Annotated in this window: 24 protein-coding genes and 1 tRNA gene; 7 read left to right on the forward strand and 18 right to left on the reverse strand. The window is 70.6% G+C overall.

The window, feature by feature from the left end; genetic code table 11:
* Positions 1-46: 46 nt before the first annotated feature.
* Positions 47-1,582 carry an ABC transporter substrate-binding protein gene (locus tag AC2D9U_RS13550; protein WP_484749794.1) on the reverse strand — a complete coding sequence of 512 codons (1,536 nt, stop codon included), beginning with the start codon at positions 1,580-1,582 and terminating at the stop codon, positions 47-49.
* A 167-nt stretch (positions 1,583-1,749) separates the two neighbouring features.
* Between AC2D9U_RS13550 and AC2D9U_RS13555 the strand changes: the two genes are divergently transcribed.
* From AC2D9U_RS13555 to AC2D9U_RS13565, 3 genes are read left to right on the forward strand one after another with little or no spacing between them, the layout of a single operon-like run.
* Positions 1,750-2,148 (forward strand): RidA family protein, encoded by a 399-nt coding sequence (locus tag AC2D9U_RS13555; RefSeq protein ID WP_484749795.1) that lies wholly within the window; start codon positions 1,750-1,752, stop codon positions 2,146-2,148.
* Positions 2,149-2,152: 4 nt separating this feature from the next.
* A complete protein-coding gene (locus AC2D9U_RS13560) occupies positions 2,153-2,563 on the forward strand; it encodes a VOC family protein (RefSeq protein ID WP_484749797.1) in 411 nt (136 codons plus the stop codon).
* A complete protein-coding gene (locus AC2D9U_RS13565) occupies positions 2,541-2,783 on the forward strand; it encodes a ribbon-helix-helix domain-containing protein (RefSeq protein WP_484749798.1) in 243 nt (80 codons plus the stop codon). The genes AC2D9U_RS13560 and AC2D9U_RS13565 overlap by 23 nt, the downstream gene beginning before the upstream one ends.
* On the opposite strand, the gene AC2D9U_RS13570 is transcribed toward AC2D9U_RS13565, so the two are convergent.
* The 5 genes from AC2D9U_RS13570 to AC2D9U_RS13590 form a co-directional block, all read right to left on the reverse strand.
* Positions 2,770-3,126 carry a gamma-glutamylcyclotransferase family protein gene (locus AC2D9U_RS13570; RefSeq protein ID WP_484749800.1) on the reverse strand — a complete coding sequence of 119 codons (357 nt, stop codon included), beginning with the start codon at positions 3,124-3,126 and terminating at the stop codon, positions 2,770-2,772. The genes AC2D9U_RS13565 and AC2D9U_RS13570 overlap by 14 nt on opposite strands.
* Complete coding sequence (pgmG, locus tag AC2D9U_RS13575; protein WP_484749801.1) at positions 3,113-4,525, reverse strand: phosphoglucomutase/phosphomannomutase PgmG; 1,413 nt, start codon at positions 4,523-4,525, stop codon at positions 3,113-3,115. The genes AC2D9U_RS13570 and pgmG overlap by 14 nt, the downstream gene beginning before the upstream one ends.
* A gap of 166 nt (positions 4,526-4,691) precedes the next feature.
* Entirely contained in the window at positions 4,692-5,561 is an 870-nt protein-coding gene (galU, locus tag AC2D9U_RS13580) for a UTP--glucose-1-phosphate uridylyltransferase GalU (protein ID WP_484749803.1), read from the reverse strand.
* An 81-nt stretch (positions 5,562-5,642) separates the two neighbouring features.
* Positions 5,643-6,344 carry a J domain-containing protein gene (locus tag AC2D9U_RS13585; RefSeq protein ID WP_484749805.1) on the reverse strand — a complete coding sequence of 234 codons (702 nt, stop codon included), beginning with the start codon at positions 6,342-6,344 and terminating at the stop codon, positions 5,643-5,645.
* A complete protein-coding gene (locus AC2D9U_RS13590; RefSeq protein WP_484749807.1) occupies positions 6,341-7,045 on the reverse strand; it encodes a VWA domain-containing protein in 705 nt (234 codons plus the stop codon). Before AC2D9U_RS13590 ends, AC2D9U_RS13585 begins: the two co-directional genes overlap by 4 nt.
* A gap of 100 nt (positions 7,046-7,145) precedes the next feature.
* Between AC2D9U_RS13590 and AC2D9U_RS13595 the strand changes: the two genes are divergently transcribed.
* Complete coding sequence (locus AC2D9U_RS13595; RefSeq protein ID WP_484749808.1) at positions 7,146-7,595, forward strand: hypothetical protein; 450 nt, start codon at positions 7,146-7,148, stop codon at positions 7,593-7,595.
* A gap of 48 nt (positions 7,596-7,643) precedes the next feature.
* Here AC2D9U_RS13595 and AC2D9U_RS13600 read toward each other — a convergent pair whose 3' ends face one another.
* From AC2D9U_RS13600 to AC2D9U_RS13610, 3 genes are all read right to left on the reverse strand, one after another.
* Positions 7,644-9,284: a calcium-binding protein gene (locus AC2D9U_RS13600; RefSeq protein ID WP_484749809.1), complete on the reverse strand. Its 1,641-nt coding sequence runs from the start codon at positions 9,282-9,284 to the stop codon at positions 7,644-7,646.
* A 177-nt stretch (positions 9,285-9,461) separates the two neighbouring features.
* Complete coding sequence (locus AC2D9U_RS13605) at positions 9,462-11,741, reverse strand: NADP-dependent malic enzyme (RefSeq protein ID WP_484749811.1); 2,280 nt, start codon at positions 11,739-11,741, stop codon at positions 9,462-9,464.
* A 48-nt stretch (positions 11,742-11,789) separates the two neighbouring features.
* A tRNA-Leu gene (locus tag AC2D9U_RS13610) sits at positions 11,790-11,875 on the reverse strand.
* 29 nt (positions 11,876-11,904) lie between these two features.
* Here AC2D9U_RS13610 and lipB point away from each other — a divergent pair.
* A complete protein-coding gene (gene lipB / locus AC2D9U_RS13615; RefSeq protein ID WP_484749813.1) occupies positions 11,905-12,609 on the forward strand; it encodes a lipoyl(octanoyl) transferase LipB in 705 nt (234 codons plus the stop codon).
* Between the two features lie 126 nt (positions 12,610-12,735).
* Here lipB and AC2D9U_RS13620 read toward each other — a convergent pair whose 3' ends face one another.
* Positions 12,736-12,957, reverse strand: a complete 222-nt coding sequence (locus AC2D9U_RS13620) for a hypothetical protein (protein WP_484749815.1) — start codon at positions 12,955-12,957, stop codon at positions 12,736-12,738.
* Positions 12,958-13,140: 183 nt separating this feature from the next.
* Positions 13,141-13,935 (reverse strand): PAS domain-containing protein, encoded by a 795-nt coding sequence (locus AC2D9U_RS13625; protein WP_484749817.1) that lies wholly within the window; start codon positions 13,933-13,935, stop codon positions 13,141-13,143.
* Positions 13,936-14,144: 209 nt separating this feature from the next.
* Between AC2D9U_RS13625 and AC2D9U_RS13630 the strand changes: the two genes are divergently transcribed.
* A complete protein-coding gene (locus AC2D9U_RS13630) occupies positions 14,145-15,362 on the forward strand; it encodes an NADP-dependent isocitrate dehydrogenase (RefSeq protein ID WP_484749821.1) in 1,218 nt (405 codons plus the stop codon).
* Between the two features lie 79 nt (positions 15,363-15,441).
* Positions 15,442-16,125 (forward strand): DUF599 domain-containing protein, encoded by a 684-nt coding sequence (locus AC2D9U_RS13635; protein WP_484749822.1) that lies wholly within the window; start codon positions 15,442-15,444, stop codon positions 16,123-16,125.
* Here AC2D9U_RS13635 and AC2D9U_RS13640 read toward each other — a convergent pair.
* From AC2D9U_RS13640 to AC2D9U_RS13670, 7 genes are all read right to left on the reverse strand, one after another.
* Positions 16,109-17,167 carry a DmpA family aminopeptidase gene (locus AC2D9U_RS13640; RefSeq protein WP_484749825.1) on the reverse strand — a complete coding sequence of 353 codons (1,059 nt, stop codon included), beginning with the start codon at positions 17,165-17,167 and terminating at the stop codon, positions 16,109-16,111. The two genes, AC2D9U_RS13635 and AC2D9U_RS13640, sit on opposite strands and share 17 nt — an antisense overlap.
* The gene (alaS, locus tag AC2D9U_RS13645) at positions 17,167-19,815 is read right to left on the reverse strand and encodes an alanine--tRNA ligase (RefSeq protein WP_484749827.1); all 2,649 of its coding nucleotides are present in this window, start codon (positions 19,813-19,815) and stop codon (positions 17,167-17,169) included. Before alaS ends, AC2D9U_RS13640 begins: the two co-directional genes overlap by 1 nt.
* A 126-nt stretch (positions 19,816-19,941) precedes the next feature.
* The gene (recA, locus tag AC2D9U_RS13650; protein WP_484749829.1) at positions 19,942-20,973 is read right to left on the reverse strand and encodes a recombinase RecA; all 1,032 of its coding nucleotides are present in this window, start codon (positions 20,971-20,973) and stop codon (positions 19,942-19,944) included.
* A 179-nt stretch (positions 20,974-21,152) separates the two neighbouring features.
* On the reverse strand, positions 21,153-22,754 hold the full coding sequence (locus AC2D9U_RS13655) for an ATP-binding protein (protein WP_484749832.1): 1,602 nt from the start codon (positions 22,752-22,754) through the stop codon (positions 21,153-21,155).
* Positions 22,747-23,859, reverse strand: a complete 1,113-nt coding sequence (locus AC2D9U_RS13660; protein WP_484749835.1) for an EscU/YscU/HrcU family type III secretion system export apparatus switch protein — start codon at positions 23,857-23,859, stop codon at positions 22,747-22,749. Before AC2D9U_RS13660 ends, AC2D9U_RS13655 begins: the two co-directional genes overlap by 8 nt.
* Before the next feature lie 3 nt (positions 23,860-23,862).
* Complete coding sequence (locus tag AC2D9U_RS13665; RefSeq protein WP_484749836.1) at positions 23,863-24,645, reverse strand: flagellar biosynthetic protein FliR; 783 nt, start codon at positions 24,643-24,645, stop codon at positions 23,863-23,865.
* Positions 24,642-24,920: a flagellar biosynthetic protein FliQ gene (locus AC2D9U_RS13670; RefSeq protein WP_484749837.1), complete on the reverse strand. Its 279-nt coding sequence runs from the start codon at positions 24,918-24,920 to the stop codon at positions 24,642-24,644. The genes AC2D9U_RS13665 and AC2D9U_RS13670 overlap by 4 nt, the downstream gene beginning before the upstream one ends.
* Positions 24,921-24,977 lie beyond the last annotated feature (57 nt).

Here is a 24,977-nt window from a genome sequence, read left to right on the forward strand (position 1 = left end):
GCGGGCCGCATTCGCGGCCTCGGACCGCAGAGCGGTCCGCCTTGAACTACCGGGGCCGGATCTGGATCGCCTGCACTTCCTCATCCGCCCGCGCGTTGAAGCTCAGCGCCGCGGTGCCGGCATTGACCGAGCGCAGGATGCCAACGCCGATGATGATCGCATCATCGGTCATGTGCCGCACGAGATCCGCCAGCATGCGCGCCCGCGCCGTGTCGTCCATCGTGCCGCGCGCCTGCTGGATCAGCGCATCCGTCTCCGGCGTGCCCGCCCCCGTGAAGTTCAGCGCGCCCAGGCCCTGCACGACGCCCACGCGGTGCAGCTGCGAGCCCACCTGGTAGGAGGTCTCGCCGGTCAGCGAGCCGAAGACGGTGACGAAGACGCCGTAGTCGCGCCGGTTGCGGCGTGGCAGGAAGGTCGCCTGGGGCACCACCTCGACCGTCGTGCGGATGCCGATGCGCGTCCAGGCGGCGGCGATGGCCTGGCAGACGCGCGGCGTCCGATTGGGCGAGCAGAAGAGGTTCAGCCCGAAGCCCTGCCCCCAGCCGGCCTCGGCCAGCAGGGCGCGCGCGCCCTCGATGTTCTGCGCCGGCACGGGGCGGTCGGCGATGGCGCCGAAGATGAAGGGCGGCACGGCCTGGTCGGTGGGATCGGCGAAGCCTTCCAGGATCTGCCGCGCGATGCCCTCCCGGTTCAGCGCCATCGACATGGCCCGGCGCACGCGCACATCCTTCATCGGGTTGCGCCCGCCGGCCTCGATGCCCGGCGCGTTGTCACGCTCGACATCGGGATAGATGTTGATGGCGTAGATGGAGGGCCCGGCGAAGAGCGCGAAGCGGCGATCGCCCTGGATGCGGCCGGTATCCTGCAGCGGCACATTGTTGATGAAGTCCACATCCCCGGCGAGCAGGGCGGCCACGCGCGCGGCATCCTGCGGGATGGGGGTGAAGCTCACGCTCTCCCACGGCACGGCGCCCCCCCACCAGTTCTCGTTCCGCCGCAGCACCAGCGGCGCATTGGTGGACCAGGAGCCGAGGCGGAAGGGCCCGGTGCCGATCGCGGCCTCGCCCGTGTTGAAGGGCCCGTTGCCCATCCCCGCGACGGAGGCCGGCACGATGAAGATCTGCGTGAGGTTGGTCGGCAGGTTCGGCGCCGGCCCATTGGTGCGGATGCGGAAGGTGAGGTCATCCACCACCTCCACCCCCGTCACGCCGGCGAGGTAGATCGTGTACGGATTGGGATTGCCGGGCACGTTGGGCACGCGATGGAAACTCGCGGCCACATCGGCCGAGGTCAGCGCCGCGCCATTGTGGAAGCGCACGCCCGGGCGCAGCTTGAATTCCCAGGTCGAGTCATCGACCACGCGCCAGGATTCCGCGAGGCCCGGGCGCAGCGCCATGCTCTCATCGCGCATCACCAGCGTGTCGTAGATGTTGCGCAGCGCGCCGGTGTTGGAGAGGTTCAGCAGCCAGTGCGGATCGAGCGTGGAGGGCGGCGCCTGCATGCCCACCCGCAGATGCTGCGCCATCGCGGGTGCGGAGAGCAGCAGCGAGGCGCCGAGGGCGAAGCGCGCGAGAAGGCTCATCGGGCAATTTCCTTGTGCCGGACCACGGTGCAGGCCACCCATGTTGCCAGCTTCGGGCGCCCCGTCCACAGGCTTGTCGCCGATCCGCGCAAAAGAGAGCCCTTCCGGCCGTCCCGCGCCTGCGATATGGCTGCCGCGCCCACCCCCGCCAAGGAACCCTTCGCCGCATGGCCCGCCAGCGCATCTCCTCCGGCAGCACCTTCGAGGACCAGATCGGCTATGCGCGCGCGGTCGTCGATGGCGAGTGGATCTTCGTCTCCGGCACCACCGGCTATGATTACGCCACCATGTCGATCGCCACCGACGTGGCAGCGCAATGCGAGCAGGCCTTCCGCAACATCGAGGCGGCGCTGAAGCAGGGCGGCGGGCGGATGGATGACGTGGTGCGCGTCACCTACATCCTGCCGCGGCGGGAGGATTGGCCGGCCTGCTGGCCCGTGGTGAAGAAGTGGCTCGGCCGCGCGCGGCCCGCCGCCACCATGCTCGTCGCCGGGCTGCAGAGCGTCGACATGCTCATCGAAATCGAAGTGACGGCGCGCATGCGCCGGCGCGAAGGGGAAAAGTAGCGCCATGCGGTTCGTCGTCGATCGCCTCGACCACCTCGTCATCACCTGCCGCGATGTCGAGACCTCGGCCGGCTGGTACCAGCGCGTGCTCGGCATGGAGCGCGAGGAATTCGGCGAGGCCCGCCGCACCGCGCTGAAATTCGGCGGCCAGAAGATCAACCTCCGCCCGCGCGAGGCGACGCAGGAGGCCTGGTTCTCCTCCGTGGTGGCGGAACCCGGCACGCAGGATCTGTGCTTCGTCGTGACCGTCGCGGCCGAGGACATCGTCGAGCATCTGCGCGGGTGCGGCGTGAGCGTCGAGCTCGGCCCGGTCACCAAGCAGGGCGCGCTCGGGCCCATCACCTCCGTCTATTGCCGCGACCCGGACGGCAATTTGATCGAGGTGGCGACCTATGGCGACCGCTTCGGCCAGTAGGGACACCACGCCGCGGCACCTGCGCAAGCGGTCCTTCCGCCTCGCGGGGCACCGCACCTCCGTGGCGCTGGAGCCCGAATTCTGGGCGGCGCTGGAAGCCCATGCGGCACGCGAGGGAAGCAGCCTCGCCGCCCTGGTCGAGGCGGTGGACAGTGCCCGCACCGACCCGACCGCGCCACTGGCCAGCGCGCTCCGGGTCTTCGCGCTCAGGAATCGGTAGCGGAGGCCCGGAAGGGCAGCGCGATCCAGGCGCGGGCGCGAAGGGCGCCGCGCCGCGTCAGCACGCGCAGGCGCACGAAGCGGTAGAGCGGGCCCTCATAGCGGTGCAGCGCGCGCACCGCCGTGGCGTCGAGGCGCAGCACCAGCCCCCTCACCTCGCCCCTCATCACCCCCTGGGCGCGGATCAGCGTGGGATAAGGCGCGGCGCGCAGCCGCACCCGGCGATAGCCCGGCAGGCGCGCGGGGATGGCGCGGCGGTGCAGCCCGCGCCGCCCCGCCATGCGCGCCAGCACGCCCGGATCGCGGAGCGTGCCATAGACGAAGACTGGCTCAGTGCCCGGCATTCGCCCCGCTGAAATCCGGCGCGGCGAGGCCCGAGGCCTGCAATTGCCGGGCGATATCGGCCTTCAGCCGCTCGAGCCCCGCCTCGCTGCTCGCCTCCGCGCGCGCCACCAGCACCGCCTGGGTGTTGGAGGAGCGCAGCAGCCACCAGCCATCCTCGGTCAGCACGCGCACGCCATCCACATCGTCCACGCGCGCACCCTCGGCCGCGAGGCGCGCCTTCACCTCGGCCACGACCTCGAACTTGCGGGTATCGGCGCAGTCGAAGCGCAGCTCGGGCGTGTTGATCACCTGCGGCAGGGCGGCGCGCACTTCGGAGAGCTTCTGGCTCATCCGCGCGACGATGCCGAGCAGCCGGACGGCGGAATAGGGCGCGTCGTCGAAGCCGTACCATTTGTCGGCGAAGAAGATGTGGCCCGACATCTCGCCGGCCAACGGGCTGCCGGTCTCGGCCATCTTGGCCTTGATCAGGCTGTGCCCGGTCTTCCACATCAGCGGCGCACCACCGGCCTTCGCCACCTCATCGAACAGCACCTGGCTCGCCTTCACATCGGCGATGATGGTGGCACCCGGGCGCGCCTTCAGCACGTCACGCGCCAGCACCACCAGCAACTGGTCGCCGAAGAGCATGTGGCCTTCATTGTCCACCACGCCGATGCGGTCCGCATCGCCATCGAAGGCGATGCCGAGATCAGCCCCTTGCTTCGCCACCTCGGCGATCAGCTGCTCGAGGTTCTTGGGCACGGTCGGGTCGGGGTGATGGGCGGGGAAATTGCCGTCGATCGTGCCGTTGATGACGTAGTGCTGGCCCGGCAGCTTCGCCGCGAGGCGCTTCGTGATCTCGCCGCCCGAGCCATTGCCCGGATCCCAGACCACCTTCAGCGCGCGGTCGCCACCATCCCAATCGGCGAGCATGCGCGTGATGTAGTCTTCCGAGACATCGACGGCGCGATCCGTGCCCACCGCATTCGGCACCACATCGCCGGTCGCGGCCATGCGGCCGATCTGCTGGATCTGCGGGCCGAAGAAGGGCTTCTTGCCCAGCATCATCTTGAAGCCGTTGTAGTTCGGCGGGTTGTGGCTGCCGGTCACCATCACCGCGCCATCGGCCGCCAGCGCATAGGAGGCGAAGTAGAGCATCGGCGTCGGCCCGCAGCCGATGCGCAGCACCTCAAGCCCGCAGGCGCGCAAGCCCGCGACAAGCTGGGCCTCCAGCTCGGGCGAGGACAGACGCCCATCATAGCCCACCGCCACCTTGTGCCCGCCGCCGCGCACGACGATGGAGCCGAAGCAGCGGCCGATGGCGAAGGCGTCTTCCGGATGCAACGTCTGCCCGACGATGCCGCGGATGTCGTATTCGCGCAGCGAGGTCGGGTCGAAGCGGTGGTGGAAGGCGGTCATGCGGCGTCACTTTCCCTAGCATCGATTGACGGGCAACACGCCGGCGGCCCGCAAGGCGGGACGAGCGGCCGAATGGCCGGCGCGGCAAGTGCCGCGAAGCCAAGCGGCGCGGAGGCGCCGCGCCCGGCGTTTGAGGGGCATCGATGCTCCGGCATCGATGCGCAAATCAAGAATACTTCTTCAGGATCGACTGCATCGCCGGCGCCATGTCCGGGCGCGCGAGCGCGAAGGCGACCTGCGCCTCCAGATAGCCGGCCTTGTCGCCGCAATCGAAACGGCGGCCCTCATAGCGCACGCCGTGGAAGGGCTGGTGGCCGATCAGCTTCGCCATGCTGTCGGTGAGCTGGATCTCGTTGCCCGCGCCGCGCTCCATCTTCGACAGATGCGCGATCACCTCGGGCATCAGCACGTAGCGGCCGATGACGGTGAGGTTGGAGGGCGCTTCCTCCTGCTTCGGCTTCTCGACCAGGCCCTTCACCTCCACCAGGTTGCCGCTGGTGGCCCCGGGCGCGATGACGCCATAGGAGGAAACGCGCGCCATCGGCACTTCCTCGATCGCCACCACATTGCCGCCGGTCTGGTTGTAGGCGTCGGCGAGCTGCTTGGTGCAGGACACGTCGCAGAGCATCAGGTCGTCGGGCAGCAGGATGGCGAAGGGCTCATCCGCGATGAAGGCGCGCGCGCACCAGATGGCATGGCCGAGGCCGAGCGGCACCTGCTGGCGGGTCGAGACGATGGAGCCCGGCGGCAGCGCCTGGGCATGGAGCATCGCCAGCTCCTTGGTCTTGTTGCGCTCGGTCAGCGTGCGCTCAAGCTCGTAGGCGACGTCGAACTGGTCCACCAGCATGGTCTTGCCGCGGCCGGTGACGAAGCAGAACTGCTCGATCCCGGCGGAGCGGGCTTCCTCCACCGCATACTGGATCAGGGGCTTGTCCACGACGGGCAGCATTTCCTTCGCCATCTGCTTGGTGGCGGGCAGGAAACGGGTGCCGAGGCCTGCAACGGGCAGAACGGCCTTGCGGAGGGGCTTGCGCACGGGGCTGATCTTCCTGGTCGGTTACGGGCCGCAGAAGTGCCACGCCGCGCGAATCCCGTCCACCGGTCCGAGGGCGGCGCCTCAGTCTGGGATGAGAATATCCCGCGCCTCGTTCAACCGCGCCGCGAGCCAGTCGGACCCGCCCTGGTCCGGATGCGCGCTGCGCATCAGGCGGCGATAGGCGGCCTGGATCGCGGCTTCATCGGCCCCTTCGCTCAGGCCGAGGATGGCCAGCGCCTCGGCGCGCGTCATGCGCCCCTGGCCGGCGCGCGGCGTCTCGGGCGCGGCGGCGCGCCACTCCGGCAGGGCGCGGTCCAGCCAGGCCTCCAGCAGCGGCACCGAATCCGGGTCCGCCGCCGTCACCTCCGCCAGCAGGTCGAGCAGCGCCGGCAGGTCGAGATCCGCGAGGTCCCGCCCCGCGAAGCGCCCCTGCTTCACCCGCCCCGTCATCCGCCCGCTGTCATGGTCAAGCGCCATGGCGAGGAAGGCGGTCTCCACATCGCTCGCCTGTCCGGGTGAGGCCGCGCCACCGCGCGCGAAGGTCCGCGCCGCGCGCCAGGAGCGATAGGCCCGCACCACCGCCGGGCCGAAGAGAACCCCCGCCCAGAGCGCCTGCGCGCCGCGGCCGGAGATGAGCAGCGCGGCGAGCAGCACCGCGCCAAGCGCCCCCCCACCCCAGATCGCGGCCGTCTTCACCTGGGCCGGCCTGGCATCCGCGAAGGCGCGCAGCAGCCACAGCAGCAGCACCAGCCCGAGCAGGCCGAGCGCGACATAGACGATCATCGCGCGGCCGGGGCGGGCAATTGCCCGGCGATGCCGCGCGCGGCGCTGCCCGGCAGGCGGGTGAGCGCGGCGCGCCCACCGGCGGCGAAGACCGCGACGGCGCGCAGCAGCTCCGCCAGCGCCGTCGCGCTGGACGAATCGAAGGGTGCCCAGGCCCCGCCCGAAAGCTTCGCCACCTGCTGCAGCGCGTTGCGCGCGATGGGGTCCGCCCCCTCCTGGAAGCAGAAGACCGGGGTGCCGCGCAGGCCCAGTTCGCCCGCCGTATGGCAGGCGGCATCGACATCCTCCTCGAAGGCGTCGCCGATGAAGACCAGGGCATGGACACGCTCGCGGATCGTCTCGGCCAGGGCATGCTTCAGGGTGCGGCCGATCTGGGTCTGCCCGCCGAGGCAGGTGACGCCCGTCATGCGCCGCGCGACCTCCTCACCCGAGGTCAGGAAGGGGGTGGCGGCGAATTCCTGGAAGCCGCGGAAATAGGCCAGCGACACGGCCAGCCCACCGAGGTCCCGCACGGCGCGGAACATCTCGGCCTGATGGTGGCAGGCGCGGTCCCAGGTCGGCTGGCGGCTGGCCGTGGCGTCGATGGCGAAGATCAGGCGCCCGGCGCGGCCGGAGGCGGGGGTGACGGCCGGCAGGCTCGCCACCTTCTGCAGGAAGGCCGCGACGGCGGCGGAGCTGGGCTTGGCCGGCAGGTTGCTCATGATGCCGATGTGGCCCCGGATGGGGCGCACCGCCAGCCCCCCGCTTTGCGCCCCGTGCCGGCATGGCGATACTCGGACCGGACAGGCAAGGATCGACGCCGTGGCGGAGTGGCAGCAGGTGGCGCCGGAACAGGCCGAGGCGCATCCCCTCTATGGCATGCGCGGCTGGCTGCGGATCCCCTCCATCTTCTTCGTGCTGACGCTGCTGGGCAGCGCGGTGATGCTGATCCGGGGCGAGGCTCTGCCCGCGCGCTGGGGAGCCTGGGAGGTACTGGGGGGAGTCCTCGTGCTGGGCGTGCCCCTGGCCGCACTTCTGTGGTTCCGCCGCTGGCGCCATTTCCGGCCTGCCTTCCTGGCCTATGCGCTGCTCTCGGGCGCCTATGAACTGGCCGATGTGGCCAAGGCCGCGCCGCGCGCGGCCGATCCGGGCGGCGAGGTCGCATTGGTGGTGATCTCCCTGGCGCTGGACTTCGCCTTCATCCTGGCGATGCAGCGCAGCCGGCGCTTCCGCGTGACCTTCGAGCATCGGCTGCGCGCTTCGGACGCGTGAAGGGCGGCGGGGTCGCCCCCGCCGCCCAGCACCTCCCGCCCCTTGCGGTCAGAGGATGAAGTCGCTCGCCGCCAGATTGGTCACACCCATCACGGTGAGGGAGAAATCCGTGATGCCGTCGCCGTTCACGTCGCCATTCACCGTCGAGCCGAGCAGCCCCACGGAGACGGTCAGGTCGCCCGGCGAGGCGAAGAAGGGCGCGGCGCCGACGAAGCTGAAGGCCTGGTTGCCAGCCAGCGTCGTGTTGGCGTCGATCAGCGACAGGTCGATCCGGTCCACCCCCTTCACGAAGTCGTAGATGATGTCGCGGCCCATGGCGGTGTTGCTCTCGGCCGTCGAGCCGTAGATGAAGATGTCGGCCCCGGCATCGCCGTAGAGCTTGTCCGCGCCCTCGTTGCCGCGCAGCCGGTCATTGTCAGAACCACCGCGCAGGATGTCGTTGCCCGTGCCGCCATAGAGCGTGTCGTGCCCCGTGCCGCCGATCAGCGTGTCGTTGCCGGCATCGCCATAGATGATGTCCGAGAAGGCACCGCCATCGGCCAGGTCGTTGTCGTCGCCGCCATAGAGGTAGTCCATGTCGTCGCCGCCATAGAGGCTGTCATTGCCCGCCTCGCCGCGCAGCTGGTCGATGCCCCAGAGGCCCGAGAGGGAGTCGTTGCCGGTGCCGCCCAGCACCGTGTCATTGCCACCGAAGCCGTTCACCGTGTCGTTGCCGTCCAGGCCGCGGAAGAGGTCGGCGCCGGAGGTGCCGTCCATCTTGTTGTTCAGCGTGTTGCCGTTGCCGGTGATGCCGCTGCCCAGCGCGTTCAGGTTCTCGACATTGGCGCCGAGCGTGTAGCTCGTGAGGGAGGTGTAGACGGTGTCGATGCCGGCATTGGCACCCTCGACCACCCGATCGGTCGTATCGAAGACGTTGTAGTGGTCATCGCCCGCACCACCGATCATGCTGTCCGCGCCACCATTGCCGGCGAGCGTGTCATTGCCCGCGCCGCCCTGCAGCGTGTCCGCGCCATTGCCGCCGATCAGCAGGTTGTTCAGCTCATTGCCGATCAGCCGTCCATTGCCCTCGAACTGGTAGGTGGCGTTCTCGACATTGGCGTGCAGCGTGTAGGTGGCCTGGCCGAGCACCAGGACGGTGTCCGTGCCCTCGCCGGCCGATTCCTCGATCGTGTCGGCGCTGCCCAGGTGGTAGAGGTCATTGCCCTTGCCACCCGCCACGACATCGGCGCCGTTGCCGCCGATCAGGATGTCGTTGCCGTCATTGCCGACCAGCGTGTCGTCGCCCTCACCGCCGAGCAGGCTGTCATCGCCACCGCCGCCGTAGAGCGCGTCATCGCCGTTGCCACCGTCGAGCGTATCGGCATGGCCTTCGCTCTCACTGTTCCAGCGGTCGCCAATCAGCAGGTCGTCCTCATCCATGCCGATCAGGCGATCGCTGCCCAGGTTCCCGACAAGGGTGTCTTCGTTCCAGGAGGCCCCGAGGGTGTCATTGCCCCTTCCGCCCGAGAGGTGCCAGATCACCTCACCAGGAATGATCCAGTCATTGACCTCGGAGAGCCAGGTGCTGTCGTCCTTGACGAAGTACTTCTGGTCCTGTTGCGACCAGCCGAAGTCCCGGCTGAGAGTGCGGTCGATATAGCTGAAATCGATGGCGTAGGCGTGGTCACCTGGGAGGCGGGGGACGGGCATGGGAGTGTCTCCGGTTCAGATGCCGCGGCGGGATGCCGTCTGGCGTGGGGACACTCTCTCCTCGGCCCATTACCGGCCGACGTTGCGCAGGTTTCCATTGTTGCCGGATCGGCTGCAATCGTTGCACCGCCACACCCTTGCGGGCGTGGCGCGTGAAACACGGGCGCGGGGGCGGGTTCAGCCCCCCGCGCGCAGCCCGTTCGCCTGGGCGGCGGCCAGCGCGGTGAGATTGACGATGCCGCGCGCGGTCACACTCGGCACCAGCACATGGATGGGCTTGGCCATGCCGAGCAGCATCGGGCCCACCTGCAGCCCCTCACCTGCCGCCTTCAGCAGGTTGAAGGCGATGTTCGCGGCATCGAGGCTGGGCATCACCAGCAGATTCGCCGAATCGGTGAGCCGGCTGTCGGAGACGGCGCGCGCGCGGATCGCCGGCACCAGCGCGGCATCGGCATGCATCTCGCCATCCACCTCGAAATCCGGGTTGCGTTCGCGCAGCAGGCGCAGCGCCTCGCGCATCCGCCGGGCCGAGGGCGCGCCGGAGCTGCCGAAGCTCGAATGGCTCAGCAGCGCGGCCTTGGGCGTGATGCCGAAGGCGCGGATCTGCTCGGCGGCCAGCAGCGTCATGTCCACGATCTGCGCCGGCGTGGGCTCCACGGTCAGGTGCGTGTCCACGAAGAACAGATGCCCGTTGGGCACGATCAGCGCCGACAGCGCATAGACGCGCGCGACCTCGGGCCGCTTGCCGATCACGTCGAAGACCTGGTGCCAATGCGCGAACCAGTCGCCCGTGCCGCCGCACAGGCAGGCATCGGCCATCCCGGCTTCCAGCAGCAGCGCGGCGGCGACGGTCTGGCGCGTGCGGACGTTGCGCTCGGCCTGTGCGGGGGGAATGCCGCGCCGGCCGACCTTGCCCTGGTAGAGGCTGACCAGCGGCGCGAAGGCCGCCTCATCCACCGCCGGGTCCAGCACCCGCACCGATTCGGAGAAATCCATGCGCAGCCCCATCTCGGCCGCGCGGGCAAGGATCACGTCGCGCCGGCCGATCAGGATGGGCTCGGCCAGCCCCTCATCCAGCACGGTCTGGACGGCGCGCAGCGTGCGCTCATCCTCGCCCTCGCTGAACACCACGCGCTTGAGGCTGGTGCGCGCGGCCTCGAAGACCGGGCGCATGAGGTTGCCGGAGCGGAAGACGAAGCGCTCCAGCTCGTTGCGGTATTTGTGCAGATCCGCGATGGGCCGGCGCGCCACGCCGCTGTCCATCGCCGCCTTGGCGACGGCCGGCGCGACTTCCAGGATCAGCCGCGGGTCGAAGGGCTTGGGGATGATGTAGTCCGGCCCGAAGCTGAGCGAAGCCCCACCATAGGCCGCGGCCACGACCTCGCTGGCCTCCATGCGCGCAAGTGCTGCGATGGCGTCGGCAGCGGCGACCTTCATCTCCTCGTTGATCGTGGTCGCACCCACATCCAGCGCGCCGCGGAAGATGAAGGGGAAGCACAGGACATTGTTGACCTGGTTCGGGTAGTCCGTGCGCCCGGTGGCGACGATGGCGTCCGGCCGCACGGCGCGCACCGCCTCGGGCAGGATCTCGGGCTCGGGGTTGGCCAGCGCGAAGACCAGGGGCTTGGGCGCCAGCCGGGGCAGCCATTCGGCCTTGAGGATGCGCGGGGCCGAGAGGCCCAGGAAGATGTCCGCCCCCTCCAGCACCTCTTCCAGCTTCCGCGCGCTGGTGTCTTGCGCATAGGCGGCCTTGAAGGGATCGGTGTTGGGCCGGCCGGCCCAGACCACGCCGTCGATGTCGCAGATGGTGACGTTCTCGCGCTTCAGGCCCATCGCCACCAGCAGGTCGAGACAGGCGATGGCGGCGGCACCACCGCCGCTGTTCACCAGCTTCACATCCTCCAGCCGCTTGCCCTGCAGCACCAGGCCGTTGCGCACGGCGGCGGCGACGATGATGGCGGTGCCGTGCTGGTCGTCATGGAAGACGGGGATGTTCATACGCGCGCGCAGCGCACGCTCGATCTCGAAGCACTCCGGCGCCTTGATGTCCTCGAGGTTGATGGCGCCGAAGGAGGGCTCGAGCACGGCGACCGCCTCGATGAAGGCGGCCGGGTCGCGCTGCTCGATCTCAAGGTCGATGGAATCGATGCCGGCGAATTTCTTGAACAGAACCGCCTTGCCCTCCATCACCGGCTTGGAGGCCAGCGCGCCGATGGCCCCCAGGCCCAGCACCGCCGTGCCATTGGTGATGACGGCGACGAGGTTGCCCTTCGTCGTGTAGTCCCAGGCCAGGGCCGGGTCGCGCGCGATCTCCACGCAGGCGGCGGCGACGCCCGGCGAATAGGCGAGACCGAGGTCGCGCTGGGTTGCCATGCGCTTGGTCGGCTCGATCGTGAGCTTTCCCGGCCGTGGCAGGCGGTGATAGTCGAGGGCAGCCTTGCGGAAATCGTCGTCCATAGTGGGAGACTAGCAAGGCGCGCGCGTGAGCGCGATGGGGCGGGTGGATGGTGCGGTCGAGAAGATTCGAACTTCCACGGGGTTGCCCCCACCAGCACCTCAAGCTGGCGCGTCTACCATTCCGCCACGACCGCAAACCGGGTAGAGGCGGGGCGTATAACCGATGACCCCGCCCCACACAACACCACCCCGCGCGCCTTCCGGCGCGACTTCACGCCGCGCCCTGGAATGGCGCATCAGCGAGGGCCGCACCCCCTATGCCGAGGCCCTGGCCACGATGGAGGCGCGCGTGGCCGCGATTCGCGCCGGCACGGCAGCCGAGCAGGTCTGGCTGGTCGAGCATGAACCCACCTACACCGCCGGCACCTCCGCCCGGCCCGAGGATCTGCTGGAGACGCGCTTCCCCGCCGTCGCCGCCGGGCGTGGCGGGCAATGGACCTATCACGGCCCCGGCCAGCGCACCGGCTATGTCATGCTCGACCTGACCGAACCGCATGGCCAGGTGCGCCCGCGCGACGTGCGCAGCTTCGTCCAGGGGCTCGAGGAATGGCTGATCCGCGCGCTGGATCGCTTCAACATCAAGGGCGAGCGCCGTGAGGGCCGAATCGGCATCTGGGTCGTGGACCGCGCCACGGGCAGCGAGGCCAAGATCGGCGCGCTGGGGGTGCGCGTCACCCGTTGGGTAAGCTGGCACGGCGTGGCGCTGAACGTGGACCCGGATCTGAGCCACTTCGCCGGCATCGTTCCCTGCGGCATCGCGGAACACGGCGTGACGAGCCTGCACGCCCTGGGCGTGCTCGCCACGATGGAGGAGGCCGACGCAGCCCTCATGGGGGCCTGGACGGAGGTGTTCGGCTCCTCCGGCTGATCCTCAAGCGGGAGTGGCGACGCGGCCTTGGGCCGGGCCGGATGGCGTTTCGGGCGCGGCCGTCAACGGGTGGGAGGCCAGGCTTTCATGCCGCGCCGCCGGCCGCGGCCTCCGAGCCGGCCTTGCTCAGGCCGAGGGTGCCTCGGCCGAAGGCTCGCCCATCGGCTCGGCCCCATGCGGCTCATCCTGCGTTGCGCCGGATCCTTCCCGCCAGCCCTTGCGCTCTTCCCACAGGCGGCGGGCGAGCAGCGCGGCGCCCACCGTCCCGGCCGTGACCGCGAGGCCCGCGACAAGGGCGGAAGCCACGAAAACGCCGCCGACACTGCGGGCCGCACAACGGATCAGCATCACATCACTCTCCCTGGGTCCCGCCAGAGATGGGCCGAGGCGGAACTGGCACAAGGCGCGGCCGGACCGGCAGTTCCGGCAGGGCGCGCTCAGCGGCGCAGGAACACACGAGGCTGCCATCGGCAAGGCGATTGGGCAGCGTCGGCTCCTCGCAATAGGGGCAGGCGATGACCTCCGCCGCGCTCATGCCGGTGGGTCCAGCGGCAGCAGCGCGGTGATGGCCCGGACCTCGGGCATGTCGCCCGCCTCGGCCGCCGCCTCGATCGTGGCGAGGGTCACCGCCAGCGCCGCCCAGCCGGCATTGGCCGCAAGCCCGCGCAGCGCATGCGCGGTGGCACGGGCCGCGGGGGCATCGCCATCCGCGGCAGCGGCGGTCAGGCGCGGCAGGCGCGTGCGCCACTCCGCCGCAAAGGCGGCCAGCAAATCGGGGTCAGGACCGGGTCCGGGCGACGTCACGATGGGCGTGTAGAGCGTGACGAAGCCGCCACCCGGCAGGGCGGAGCGGCGCAGTTCGACAAGCGAGCCATCCGGGCGCTCCCGCCGCGACCGGGCCGTGAGCGGACCGGCACGCAGCAACGCCATCCGGCGCGCGACCTCCCTGTCGGGGTCCACCAGGCCGAATTCGCCGGCCTCGGCCTGCAGGCGCAGGATCTCCTCCATCGGCATGCCGATGCGCAGCGCCCGGCGCGGCACCCCCGCACATTCGGAGAAGCGGGCATTCCAGCCAGCCAGGCGCAGATCGCCGTCCATGACCGCGACGCCATCCGAGAGCGAGGCCAGCACCCCATCCAGCAGCCGCGCACGGCCTTCAGCCAGCGCCACGGCGTCCCGCGCGGCCGCCACCTCCCGCGCGGCCGCGGCCAGACGCGCCTGCGCATCGCGCGCCGCAGCGTGGCGCATCCATAGCAGCAGGCCCAGCGCGCCGAGCGCCACCAGGTTCAGCAGCGCCACAAGCAGCTGGGTCAGGCCAGGGGGCATGAGGACCCTTGCGGGGGGTTGCAGGCAGGCCCCGCCTTCTACGTCCGCGCGAGCCAGCGCGGCAAGGCCGGCGCCCCACGCCCCCTTGCGTTGTCCCGGAATCGCACCATGGGCTTGCCCCCGGAGGGTCCGGTTGGCATGTTCCGGCCTTCCCCGGGGTCGGGCGCGATATCGGCGTCCCGGGCCGCGCGGACGGCAAGGAATGAGGCATGGCAAAGATCAAGGTAAAGACCCCCGTCGTCGAGATGGACGGGGACGAGATGACGCGGATCATCTGGGGGTTCATCAAGGACCGCCTGATCCTGCCCTACCTCGACATCGACCTGAAGTATTACGACCTCGGCGTCGAATACCGCGACCAGACCGATGACCAGGTCACGGTCGATGCGGCGCTCGCCACCAAGAAGTACGGCGTGGGCGTGAAGTGCGCCACCATCACGCCGGACGAGGCGCGGGTGAAGGAATTCAACCTCAAGAAGATGTGGCGCAGCCCGAACGGGACCATCCGCAACATCCTCGACGGCACGATCTTCCGCGAGCCCATCATCTGCTCCAACGTGCCGCGCCTGGTGCCGCACTGGTCCAAGCCGATCGTGGTGGGCCGCCATGCCTATGGCGACATCTACCGCGCCGCCGAGACCAAGATCCCCGGCGCCGGCAAGGCGACGCTGACCTGGACGCCGGCCGATGGCTCGGCTCCGGTCGAGCTGGAGGTCACGAACTTCCCCGCCGGCGGCGGCGTGCTGATGGGCATGCACAACACCCGCGCGAGCATCGAGGGCTTCGCCCGCGCCAGCCTGAACTACGGGCTGAGCCGTGGCTATTCCGTGTACTTCAGCCACAAGAACACGATCCTCAAGGCCTATGACGGCGAGTTCAAGGACATCTTCCGCCGCGTCTACGACACGGAATTCGCCGAGCGCTTCAAGGCTGCGGGCATCACCTACGAGGATCGCCTGATCGACGACATGGTGGCCTGCGCCCTGAAGTGGGAAGGCGGCTATGTCTGGGCCTGCAAGAACTACGATGGCGACGTGCAGTCCGACATCGTGGCGCAGGGTTTTGGCAGTCTCGGCCTGATGACCTCCGTGCTGCTCTCGCCCGATGGCGCGACGGTGGAGTCCGAGGCCGCGCACGGCACGGTGACGCGCCACTACCGCGAGCACCAGAAGGGCCGCGAGACGAGCACGAACCCGATCGCCTCCATCTTCGCCTGGACGCGCGGCCTGCAGTATCGCGGCAAGTTCGACGGCACGCCCGACGTGGTGGATTTCGCCAATGCGCTCGAGCAGGTCTGCATCGAGACGGTGGAAGCCGGCGACATGACCAAGGACCTCGCCATCCTGATCAGCAAGGACCAGCCCTGGCTCAACACCCAGGCCTTCCTCGCCAAGCTGGATGAGAACCTGAAGAAGAAGATGGCCTGAGGCCTTCGGCTTCTGTAGCGAAGGGGGGCCGCCGGTGGGAACGCCGGCGGCCCTTTCTTCTTGAGGGCCCCTGACGCGCATGTACGGCTTCACCCTGTTCGACGGCCTGGCGCTGCTGGTCTTCGCCGCCTGCTGGCTCGGCTACGCCACGGTGGTGGACCGCATTCCGGCCATCCGCGCGCGCAGCGTCATCGCCGCGATGGACGAGCACCGCCGCCGCTGGACGCGCGCGATGCTGGAGCGCGAGAACCGCATCGCCGACATCGCCGCCATCGGCAACCTGATGAACAGCACGAGTTTCCTCGCCACCACCTCGATCTTCATCCTCGGCGGCCTCGTGGCGCTGCTCGGCGCGCCCGAGCTTGGCCAGCGCGTGGTCGGCGCCCTGCCCTATGCCGAGGTGCCGACGCTGGTGGGGTGGGAGGTGAAGATCGCGCTGCTGCTGGTGATCTTCGTCAACGCCTTCTTCGAGCTCACCTGGGCGCTGCGGCAGTTCAACTACACCTCGATCCTGGTCGGCGGGCTGCCCGCGGGCGCGCCGACCGAGCATGGCATCCGCCAGGCGGCGGCCGCCGCGCGGGTGCTGAACCGCGCCGCGCAGCATTTCAACACGGGTCTGCGCAGCTACTATTTCGGCCTGGCGGCGCTGGCCTGGATCATCCACCCGGTGGCGCTGATCGCGACCAGCCTCTTCGTGCTGCGCGAATTGCACCGCCGCGAGTTCAAATCCGCGGTGCGCGAAGCGATCACGCCGACGGCCTGAGCGCCATGACCCGATCGAGCGGCAGCGCGCGGCCCACCACGCGCCGGCCGCCGAGGCGGCTTTCGATGGTGGTCGCCATGGTCAGCGCGTTCAGCACCGCCTCCTCCGTCGCCTCGATGGCGGCGACGAACAGGGGCGACATCTCGGCATTGGGCAGGTCGGCGAAGCTGCGCCGGCCTTCCGTGCGGATGACCTCCGGGTGGGTGGCGAAGGCAAGCGCATAGTCGCCCGAGCCATCGCTGAACGCCGCCCCGGTGCGCGCGATGCCCGCCATGGCCCGGCGCGCGAGGCGCTGCAGGTTGCGGTCCGAGAGCGGCGCATCGGTGGCGAGCACCACCATCACGGAGCCATCCGCATCGGCCTGCTGCGCGAGGTGCTCGGCCAGGTAGTATTTGCCGAGCAACTGCCCCACCGGCAGCCCATCCATCACCAGCGCACCGCCGTAATTCGCCTGCACCAGCGCGCCGACCGTGAAGCCACCGAGTGCCGCGGGCAGCAGGCGCGAGGCGGTGCCGATGCCGCCCTTCCAGCCGAAGGCCATGGTGCCCGTGCCCGCGCCGACGCTGCCCTCCGCCACCGGGCCCTCGGTCGCACCGTCCAGCGCCGCGCGCATATGCGCCGGCGTGACGCCGCGGGCGCGGATGTCGTTGAGCCGGCCGTCATTGGTCTCGCCCACCACGGCGTTGACGCTGCGCACGGCCTCATTGCCCGGCTGCGCCAGCGTCCAATCCACCAGCGCCTCCACCGCCCGGCCGACGGCCAGCGTGTTGGTCAGCAGGATCGGCGTCTCCAGCTCGCCCAATTCCTGCACCTGCGTCACGCCCGCCATCTTGCCGAAGCCGTTCATGGCGAAGAGCCCGGCGGGCACGCGGTGGGTGAAGGGGTTGTGGGGCGTGGGCAGGATGGCGGTGACGCCGCTGCGCGTGCCCTCCCCTTCGATCACCGTCACCTGCCCGACCCGGACGCCCGCAACATCGGTGATGGCGTTGCGCGGCCCGGTGGGCAGGATCCCCGGCGCGAAGCCGAGCGCGCGGGCGCGCATCAGCCGGCCAGGAGTTGCCGCACCGCCGCCAGCGCCTCTCCTGCCTTGTCGGCTTCCGGCCCGCCGGCCTGGGCCATGTCGGGCTTGCCCCCGCCGCCCTTGCCGCCGACGGCCGCCGCGGCGGCGCGCACCAGCGCGACCGCATCGGCCTTGCCCTTCGCGGCCTCGCCGAGCGCCACGACGATGCTCGCCTTGCCCTCGGCGGTGGAGACGACGGCCACCAGATCCGCCGTGCCGCCCGCCAGGATCGCCTCGGCGATGCCCTTCAGGTCGCGCGGCGGCATCTCGCCCAATTCGCGCAGCGCCACGCGCAGGCCGGCGATCTCCTCCACCGCCGCGGCCGCACCACCGGTGGCGAGCTTCTTGCGCAGTTCCGCCACCTCGCGCTCCAGGCGCTTGCGGTCCTCGAGCAGGTTCTCGATGCGCTCGGCGAGTTCCGCCGGGCGGGCCTTCAGCACGGCGGCGGCGGCGTTGAGCTGGCCGTCGCGCTCCTCGAGCAGCTTCAGCGCGGCCTCGCCGGTCACGGCCTCGACGCGGCGGATGCCGGCCGCGACCGCGCCTTCGGAGACGATGCGGAACAGGCCGATATCGCCAGTGCGGCGCACATGCGTGCCGCCGCAGAGTTCCAGCGAATAGACGCCATGCTTCTCGACCGCGTTCGGGTCATGGCCCATGGAGACGACGCGCACCTCCTCGCCATATTTCTCGCCGAACAGCGCCATCGCGCCGATGGCGACGGCGGCGTCGGGCGTCATCAGGCGGGTGACGACCTCGGCATTCTCGCGGATGCGGGCATTCACCTCGGCCTCGACCCAGGCGAGGTCGGCGTCCGAGATGGGCGTGGGCTGGGAGACGTCGAAGCGCAGCCGGTCCGGCGCGTTCAGCGAGCCCTTCTGGGCCACATGCGTGCCGAGCTTGCGGCGCAGCGCCTCATGCAGCAGGTGCGTGGCGGAGTGGTGGGCACGGATGGTGCCGCGGCGGGCGTGATCGACCTCCGCCACCACGGGCAGGCCGAGCTTCGCCTCGCCATGCGCGACCACGCCGTAATGGACGAAGACATCGCCCAGCTTCTTCAGCGTGTCGCGCACCACGATGCGGCAGGCCTCGCCGGCGGAGATCAGGCCGGCATCGCCCACCTGGCCGCCGCTCTCGGCGTAGAAGGGCGTCTGGTTCAGCACTACCGCGACCTCGGTGCCGGCGGGCGCGCTCTCCACGGCCTTCCCGTCCACGATCAGGGCCTGGATCGCGCCCTCGGCGCTTTCGGTGGCATAGCCGAGGAACTCCGTGGCGCCGATCTTCTCGCGCAGGTCGAACCACACCGTCTCGGTCGCGGCCTCGCCGCTGCCGGCCCAGGCGGCGCGGGCGCGGCGCTTCTGCTCGGCCATGGCGGCGGCGAAGCCCTCCGTGTCCACGGTCTTGCCCTCGCCGCGCAGCGCGTCCTGCGTCAGGTCGAGGGGGAAGCCATAGGTGTCGTAGAGCCGGAAGGCGATCTCGCCGGGCAGCGTGCCGCCCTCACCCAGCTTGCCGGATTCCTCGGCGAGCAGGCCGAGGCCGCGTTCCAGCAGCGAGCGGAAGCGCGTCTCCTCCAGGCGCAGCGTTTCGATCACCAGGGCTTCAGCGCGGAGGATCTCGGGATAGGCGGCGCCCATCTGGCGGGTCAGGGCCGGCACCAGGCGGTGCAGCAGCGGCTCGCGCGCGCCCATCATGTGGGCGTGGCGCATGGCGCGGCGGAGGATGCGGCGCAGCACATAGCCGCGCCCCTCATTGGAGGGCAGCACGCCATCGGCCATCAGGAAGGTGCCAGCGCGCAGATGGTCGGCGACCACGCGGTGGCTGCTGCGCCACTTGCCGTCGGGCTCCTGGCCCGTGGCCTCGGCGCTGGCCAGGATCAGGGCGCGCAGCGTGTCGGTGTCGTAGTTGTCGTGCTTGCCCTGCAGGATGGCCGCGAACCGCTCGAGCCCCATGCCGGTGTCGATCGAGGGGCGCGGCAGGGGCACGCGCACGCCGGGCGGGCCTTCCTCGAACTGCATGAAGACCAGGTTCCAGATCTCGATGAACCGGTCGCCATTCTCGTCCGGGCTGCCGGGCGGGCCGCCGGCGATCTTGTCGCCATGGTCGAAGAAGATCTCGGAGCACGGGCCGCAGGGGCCGGTATCGCCCATGCGCCAGAAATTGTCCGAGGTCGGGATGCGGATGATCCGGCTGTCGGGCAGGCCCGCGACCTTCTTCCAGTAGACGGGCGCTTCCTCGTCTTCCGAGAACACCGTGACCAGCAGGCGCTCCTTCGGCAGGGCGAAATCGCGCGTCAGCAGCGTCCAGGCATGTTCGATCGCCTGTTCCTTGAAGTAGTCGCCGAAGGAGAAATTGCCCAGCATCTCGAAGAAGGTGTGGTGCCGGGCGGTGTAGCCGACATTGTCGAGGTCGTTGTGCTTGCCCCCGGCGCGGACGCATTTCTGCGCCGTGGTCGCGCGCTGGTAGCCGCGCTTCTCCTGGCCGGTGAAGACGTTCTTGAACTGCACCATGCCGCTGTTGGCGAACATCAGCGTGGGGTCGTTGCGCGGCACGAGGGGCGAGCTCTCCACCACCTCATGCGCGTTGCGCCGGAAGTAGTCGAGGAAGGTCGCGCGGATGTCGTTGCTGCTGGTCATCGCCTGGTCGCTGCCATTCTTGGTGCCGGAGTGGCACGGCGGCCGCACGGGCCGCCGCGAAAGGCGCGAGCCTTAGCGCGGGCGGCCAGAAGCGCCAAGAGTGGGGCGCCGGGGGGGGGCCGGGCGCTACTCGGCCGCCGCGTCATCCCCCTCGCCGGCCAGCATGGCGCTGGCCAGGCCGGAGGCCTGGGCGCGGATGCGCTTCTCCACGCTCTCGGCCATGGCCGGGTTGTCGCGCAGGAACTGCTTCGCGTTCTCGCGGCCCTGGCCGATGCGCTGGCTGTCGCAGCTGAACCAGGCGCCCGACTTCTCGATCACGCCGGCCTTCACGCCGAGGTCGATCAGCTCGCCCACCTTCGAGATGCCCTCCCCGTACATGATGTCGAACTCGACCTGCCGGAACGGCGGGGCCATCTTGTTCTTCACCACCTTCACGCGGGTCTGGTTGCCGGTGGTCGTCTCCCGGTCCTTGATGGCGCCGATCCGGCGGATCTCCATGCGGATCGAGGCGTAGAACTTCAGCGCATTGCCGCCCGTGGTGGTCTCGGGGTTGCCGAACATCACGCCGATCTTGAGGCGGATCTGGTTGAGGAAGATCAGCAGCGTGTTGGAGCGGCTGACCGAGCCGGTCAGCTTGCGCAGCGCCTGGGACATCAGACGGGCATGCAGGCCGACATGGCTGTCGCCCATCTCGCCTTCCAGCTCGGCGCGAGGCACCAGCGCCGCCACGCTGTCCACCACCAGCACGTCGACCGCGCCCGAGCGCACCAGCGTGTCGCAGATCTCGAGCGCCTGCTCGCCCGCATCGGGCTGGCTGATCAGCAGGTTGTCGATATCGACGCCGAGCTTCTTGGCGTAGCCGGGGTCGAGCGCGTGTTCGGCGTCGATGAAGGCGCAGGTGCCGCCGCGCTTCTGCGCCTCGGCGATGACATGCAGCGCCAGCGTGGTCTTGCCCGAGCTTTCCGGCCCGTAGACCTCGATGATCCGGCCCTTCGGCACGCCGCCGATGCCCAGCGCCAGGTCGAGGCCAAGCGAGCCGGTGGAGATCACCTCCACCTCATCGGTCGCGGCCTTGTTGCCCATGCGCATGATCGAGCCCTTGCCAAAGGCGCGTTCGATCTGGCTCAGCGCGGCATCAAGAGCCTTGTTCTTGTCCATCAGGCTCACTCTCCCCATTCCCGGGACACAACCCACGGGCGCAATCCCCGGCAGGACCTTCGCCTGCCGATTACCCCCGGACCCAATCTGGACCATGCGGCTGCCCGACTCCAAGCGCCACACAACCAAGGGTCAACGCCGACTCATATGCCCCAGCGCGGTCCGGACGACAAGAACATTTAGGAAACTTTTGCGGGCAGACCCGGCAGGATGGCCTGCAACTCGGCCACCAGGTCGCTCAGGCTGTAGGGCTTGGGCAACAGCCGCAGCCGCTCCGCCGCCAGGTCGCGGCCGAGCGCGGCCTCGGCATAGCCCGAGACCAGCAACACGGGCAGGTCCGGCTCGGTCGCGCGCAGCCTGGTGGCGAGTTCGAGCCCGTCCATCCCGGGCATCACCACATCCGAGACGAGCGCCTCCGGCCGCGGCCCGCCGGCCGCCATCAAGTCCAGCGCCTCTTCCGCCGAGCCGGCGGTGAGCACGGTGAAGCCCGCGCGCCTGAGGGCCCGCTCGGCCAGGCGCAGCAGCGGCACCTCATCCTCCACCAGCAGCACCAGCGGCCCGCCATCATTGGCTGTGGCAGGCGCCACCGGCGCGGTGCGGCGCTCAGCCGCCGGTGCGCGCGGCGGGGCGAGCAGGCTCGCGGGCAGTTCCGGATCCGCCGGCCCGTCATGGCGCGGCAGCCAGATGCGGAAGGTCGTGCCCTCGCCCTGCTTGCTCTCCACGGCGATGAAGCCGCCGGATTGGCGCACGATGCCATGCACGGTGGACAGGCCGAGCCCCGTGCCGCCCTGGTCGCGGCGCGTGGTGAAGAAGGGTTCGAAGATGCGCGGCACCACCTCGGCCGGGATGCCCGCGCCGCTGTCCGCCACCTCGAGCATCGCCCAGCGGCCGGGTGGCAGGAGCTCGGTGCCGATGGGCTCGGGGCGCAGCACCACGGCATGGCCGGTGCGGATGGTCAGCGTGCCGCCCTCGGCCATCGCGTCGCGCGCATTGAGCGCGAGGTTCATGATCACCTGGTCGAGCTGGGTGGGGTCGATCTTCACCCGCCGGCCGGGTTCCTCGACCTCCACGGTCAGGCGCACGCGGCTGCCGAGCAGGCGCTTCAGCAGCTCGGCCATGCCGTTCACCGCCGCGTTGAGCTCCACCACGCGCGGGCGCAGCGCCTGCTGGCGGGCGAAGGCGAGCAGCTGCTTCACCAGCGCCGCGCCGCGCCCTGCGCTTTCCAGCACCTGCTGCAGTTCCGGCGCCGCATCCCCGCCCGGCGCACGAGCCAGCGCGGCCTCCGCACTGCCGGCGATGGCGGTGAGCAGGTTGTTGAAATCATGCGCGATGCCGCCCGCCAGCGCGCCCACCGCGCGCAGCCGCGCCGCGGCCGCCTGGCCTTCTTCCTCCGGGGGCGCCTCCACCGGGCGGGTCAGGCGCAGCACGGCGCCGGTCTCGGGCGCGCGAACGGGGCGGCGCTCCATCTCCACCCGCGTCGCCTCGGGGCTCGCCAGCGGCACGGTCAGGCGATGGCCGGCGGTGAGCAGCGTGGTCAGCGTCTCCCGCGCTTCGGGGGCGACGAGGCTGACCAGCTTCAGCCCCGGCCGCAGCGGCAGGCTGGGCCCGGTGATGGCGGCGAAATCCGGGTTCCAGGCGACCAGCGCTTCCTCCGCATCGAGCAGGGCGAGGCCCGCCCCGGCGGAATCCAGCACCGTGCGCAGCGTCGCACTCGCGCCCTGGTTGCGCGGCCGCGCCCGCAGGCGGAACCAGGCTTCGATGCGGCGCCGCGCTTCAACCATTGCGTGAGTCTCCGCCATGCGGGGGGGCCTCGTCCAGTGTTCGTGCGGGGGGCAGGCCCTGGCCGCGCCGCTTCCAGACGAAGGCGATGATCTCCGCCACCGCCTGGTAGTGTTCGGCCGGGATCTCGGCATCGAGGTCGAGCCGGTGCAGCGCGCGCGCCAGGGGCGGGTTGGCGACCAGCGGCACGCCCGCCGCCTCGGCCGCCGCACGGATGCGCGCGGCCATGGCGTCCACCCCCTTCGCCACCAGCCGCGGCGCGGCCTCGCCACCGCTATAGGCCAGCGCCACGGCGTAGTGGGTCGGGTTGGTGATCACCACCGCGGCGCGCGGCACGGCGACCATCATGCGGGTGCGGGCCATGCGCTCGCGGATCTGGCGACGGCGGGCGCGAAGCATCGGGTCGCCCTCGCTTTCCTTCGCCTCGTCCTTCAGCTCCTGCTTGCTCATGCGCAGCATCTGCTGATGGCGGAAATGCACCCAGAGCAGGTCGAGCACCGCCACGCCGGCGAAGGCGATCAGCGCCGCCATCATCAGGCGCAGCCCCGCCCCCGCCGCCTGGACGATCAGCGCGCCGGCGGGCTGATGCAGGCTTCCCTGCAGGCTGCCGAGGTCGCCCACCGCCCACCACAGCGCGGCGCCCACGACCGCGATCTTCACCAGCGTGCGCAGGAACTCCGCCAGCGCCTCCGGCCCCACCAGCCGCTTGAGGCCTGCCCAGGGGCTGATCTTGTTGAGCCGGGGCGTGAGCGGCTTGGCGGAGACCAGAAAGCGCGTCTGCACCAGCGTCGCCGCCGCAGCGCCCAGCGCCGCGGCGCCGGCCACGGGCAGCACCAGCCACACCCCCGCGACCGCGAGCGCGGCCAGGACCTCCGTCATCTCGAGCCGATGCGCACTCTCCAGCGTCACGCGCATGGCGCGCATCAGCGCCACGCCCTGGGTCTGCAAGGCGATGCCGGCGGCGAGGGTGGCGAGAAGCAGCGCCACCCAGCCCGCCGCCTCCCGCGACAGGGCGACCTGCCCTTCCTGCCGCGCGCGTTCGATCCGCCTGGGTGTGGCGGCTTCCGAACGATCGGCGCCGTCCTTCGCGTCATCGCCCTCGGCCATCGCTCAGCGCGCTCCGGGCAGGGCGAGGAGGCTGGCGCGCACCGCCGCTTCGAAGGCCATCAGCATCGGCGCGGCGAGCAGCATCAGCAGCGCCAGCCCGGCCAGGATCTGCCCTGGCACCGCGATGAAGAAGGTCTGCACCTGCGGCGCGAGGCGCGCGAGCAGGCCGAGTGCGACATTCAGCACCACGGCGCCCATCACGAAGGGCGCGGCCAGGCGCAGCGCGAGGTCGAAGGAAGCCCCCCCCGCCATCGCCACCGCCTCGGCCGCCGCGCCGACGGGAAAGGGATCGCCCACCGGCAGCACCGCATAGCTCTCGGCGAGCGCGCGCAGGGCAAGGCCATGCAGGCCGGTGGCAAGCACGAGTGTGGCCGCCAGCAGCCCGAAGGCGCGGCCGAGCGCGGTGCCCTGCGGGCCGAGCGCGGGGTCCGCCACCAGCATCCCCGCCAGGCCCACCATGGCCGCGATCGCCTGCCCCGCCATGGACAGCGCGAGCACGATCAGCCGCGCCAGCGTGCCGAGCCACAGCCCGGTCGCGATCTCCATCGCGAGCAGGGCCAGCGCGTCGAGCGGCGCCTCGGGCGGGCCGGGCAGCAGGGGCGCGAGCGCCGGCAACAGCAGCACCACCAGCGCAAGCGCGATGGCCAGGCGCAAGGGGGCCGGGATCTCCGCCTCGCCCAGCCCGGGCATCAGCATCAGCGCGCTGCCGACGCGGCAGAACAGCAGCACCGCCTGGAAGGCGAGGCCGGGCAGCGCCTGCAGCAGCGCGAGGTCCGCCCCGCTCACCCGGCGCCGCCGATCGCGACCATCCGGTCGAAGAGCCGTTCGGTGAAGCCGCGCATCACCGCCAGGGTGAAGGGGCCGAGCAGCACCATCAGCAACCCGCCAACCAGCAGCTTCGGCAGGAAGGCGAGCGTCGCCTCCTGCACCTGGGTCAGCGCCTGAAGCAGCGAGATGACAAGCCCGATGGCCAGCAGCGCGACCAACGGCGGGCCCATGACCTGCAGGGAGACCCACAGCGTCTCGCGCAGGGATTGGGCGAGGGCCTCCTCGGCCGACATGGAATTCTTCCCTCTTCGCGGGGCATCCTGCCCCGTCGCCGCGCGAGCCCCCTGGCC

The organism is Roseomonas sp. TF40, from assembly GCF_057219975.1.

What these genes read in the sequence shown, in the direction of transcription:
- AC2D9U_RS13570 (WP_484749800.1), bottom strand. Translation starts at nt 3,126, where the DNA reads ATGCCGGGCACTGAGCCAGTCTTCGTCTATGGCACGCTCCGCGATCCG.
- recA (WP_484749829.1), bottom strand. Translation starts at nt 20,973, where the DNA reads ATGGACAAGAACAAGGCTCTTGATGCCGCGCTGAGCCAGATCGAACGC.
- AC2D9U_RS13670 (WP_484749837.1), bottom strand. Translation starts at nt 24,920, where the DNA reads ATGTCGGCCGAGGAGGCCCTCGCCCAATCCCTGCGCGAGACGCTGTGG.
- AC2D9U_RS13660 (WP_484749835.1), bottom strand. Translation starts at nt 23,859, where the DNA reads ATGGCCGAGGGCGATGACGCGAAGGACGGCGCCGATCGTTCGGAAGCC.
- AC2D9U_RS13555 (WP_484749795.1), top strand. Translation starts at nt 1,750, where the DNA reads ATGGCCCGCCAGCGCATCTCCTCCGGCAGCACCTTCGAGGACCAGATC.
- AC2D9U_RS13600 (WP_484749809.1), bottom strand. Translation starts at nt 9,284, where the DNA reads ATGCCCGTCCCCCGCCTCCCAGGTGACCACGCCTACGCCATCGATTTC.
- lipB (WP_484749813.1), top strand. Translation starts at nt 11,905, where the DNA reads ATGACCCCGCCCCACACAACACCACCCCGCGCGCCTTCCGGCGCGACT.
- AC2D9U_RS13585 (WP_484749805.1), bottom strand. Translation starts at nt 6,344, where the DNA reads ATGATCGTCTATGTCGCGCTCGGCCTGCTCGGGCTGGTGCTGCTGCTG.
- AC2D9U_RS13565 (WP_484749798.1), top strand. Translation starts at nt 2,541, where the DNA reads ATGGCGACCGCTTCGGCCAGTAGGGACACCACGCCGCGGCACCTGCGC.
- AC2D9U_RS13635 (WP_484749822.1), top strand. Translation starts at nt 15,442, where the DNA reads ATGTACGGCTTCACCCTGTTCGACGGCCTGGCGCTGCTGGTCTTCGCC.
- AC2D9U_RS13655 (WP_484749832.1), bottom strand. Translation starts at nt 22,754, where the DNA reads ATGGTTGAAGCGCGGCGCCGCATCGAAGCCTGGTTCCGCCTGCGGGCG.
- AC2D9U_RS13550 (WP_484749794.1), bottom strand. Translation starts at nt 1,582, where the DNA reads ATGAGCCTTCTCGCGCGCTTCGCCCTCGGCGCCTCGCTGCTGCTCTCC.
- pgmG (WP_484749801.1), bottom strand. Translation starts at nt 4,525, where the DNA reads ATGACCGCCTTCCACCACCGCTTCGACCCGACCTCGCTGCGCGAATAC.
- AC2D9U_RS13590 (WP_484749807.1), bottom strand. Translation starts at nt 7,045, where the DNA reads ATGAGCAACCTGCCGGCCAAGCCCAGCTCCGCCGCCGTCGCGGCCTTC.
- AC2D9U_RS13605 (WP_484749811.1), bottom strand. Translation starts at nt 11,741, where the DNA reads ATGGACGACGATTTCCGCAAGGCTGCCCTCGACTATCACCGCCTGCCA.
- AC2D9U_RS13620 (WP_484749815.1), bottom strand. Translation starts at nt 12,957, where the DNA reads ATGCTGATCCGTTGTGCGGCCCGCAGTGTCGGCGGCGTTTTCGTGGCT.
- alaS (WP_484749827.1), bottom strand. Translation starts at nt 19,815, where the DNA reads ATGACCAGCAGCAACGACATCCGCGCGACCTTCCTCGACTACTTCCGG.
- AC2D9U_RS13625 (WP_484749817.1), bottom strand. Translation starts at nt 13,935, where the DNA reads ATGCCCCCTGGCCTGACCCAGCTGCTTGTGGCGCTGCTGAACCTGGTG.
- AC2D9U_RS13630 (WP_484749821.1), top strand. Translation starts at nt 14,145, where the DNA reads ATGGCAAAGATCAAGGTAAAGACCCCCGTCGTCGAGATGGACGGGGAC.
- AC2D9U_RS13560 (WP_484749797.1), top strand. Translation starts at nt 2,153, where the DNA reads ATGCGGTTCGTCGTCGATCGCCTCGACCACCTCGTCATCACCTGCCGC.
- AC2D9U_RS13640 (WP_484749825.1), bottom strand. Translation starts at nt 17,167, where the DNA reads ATGCGCGCCCGCGCGCTCGGCTTCGCGCCGGGGATCCTGCCCACCGGG.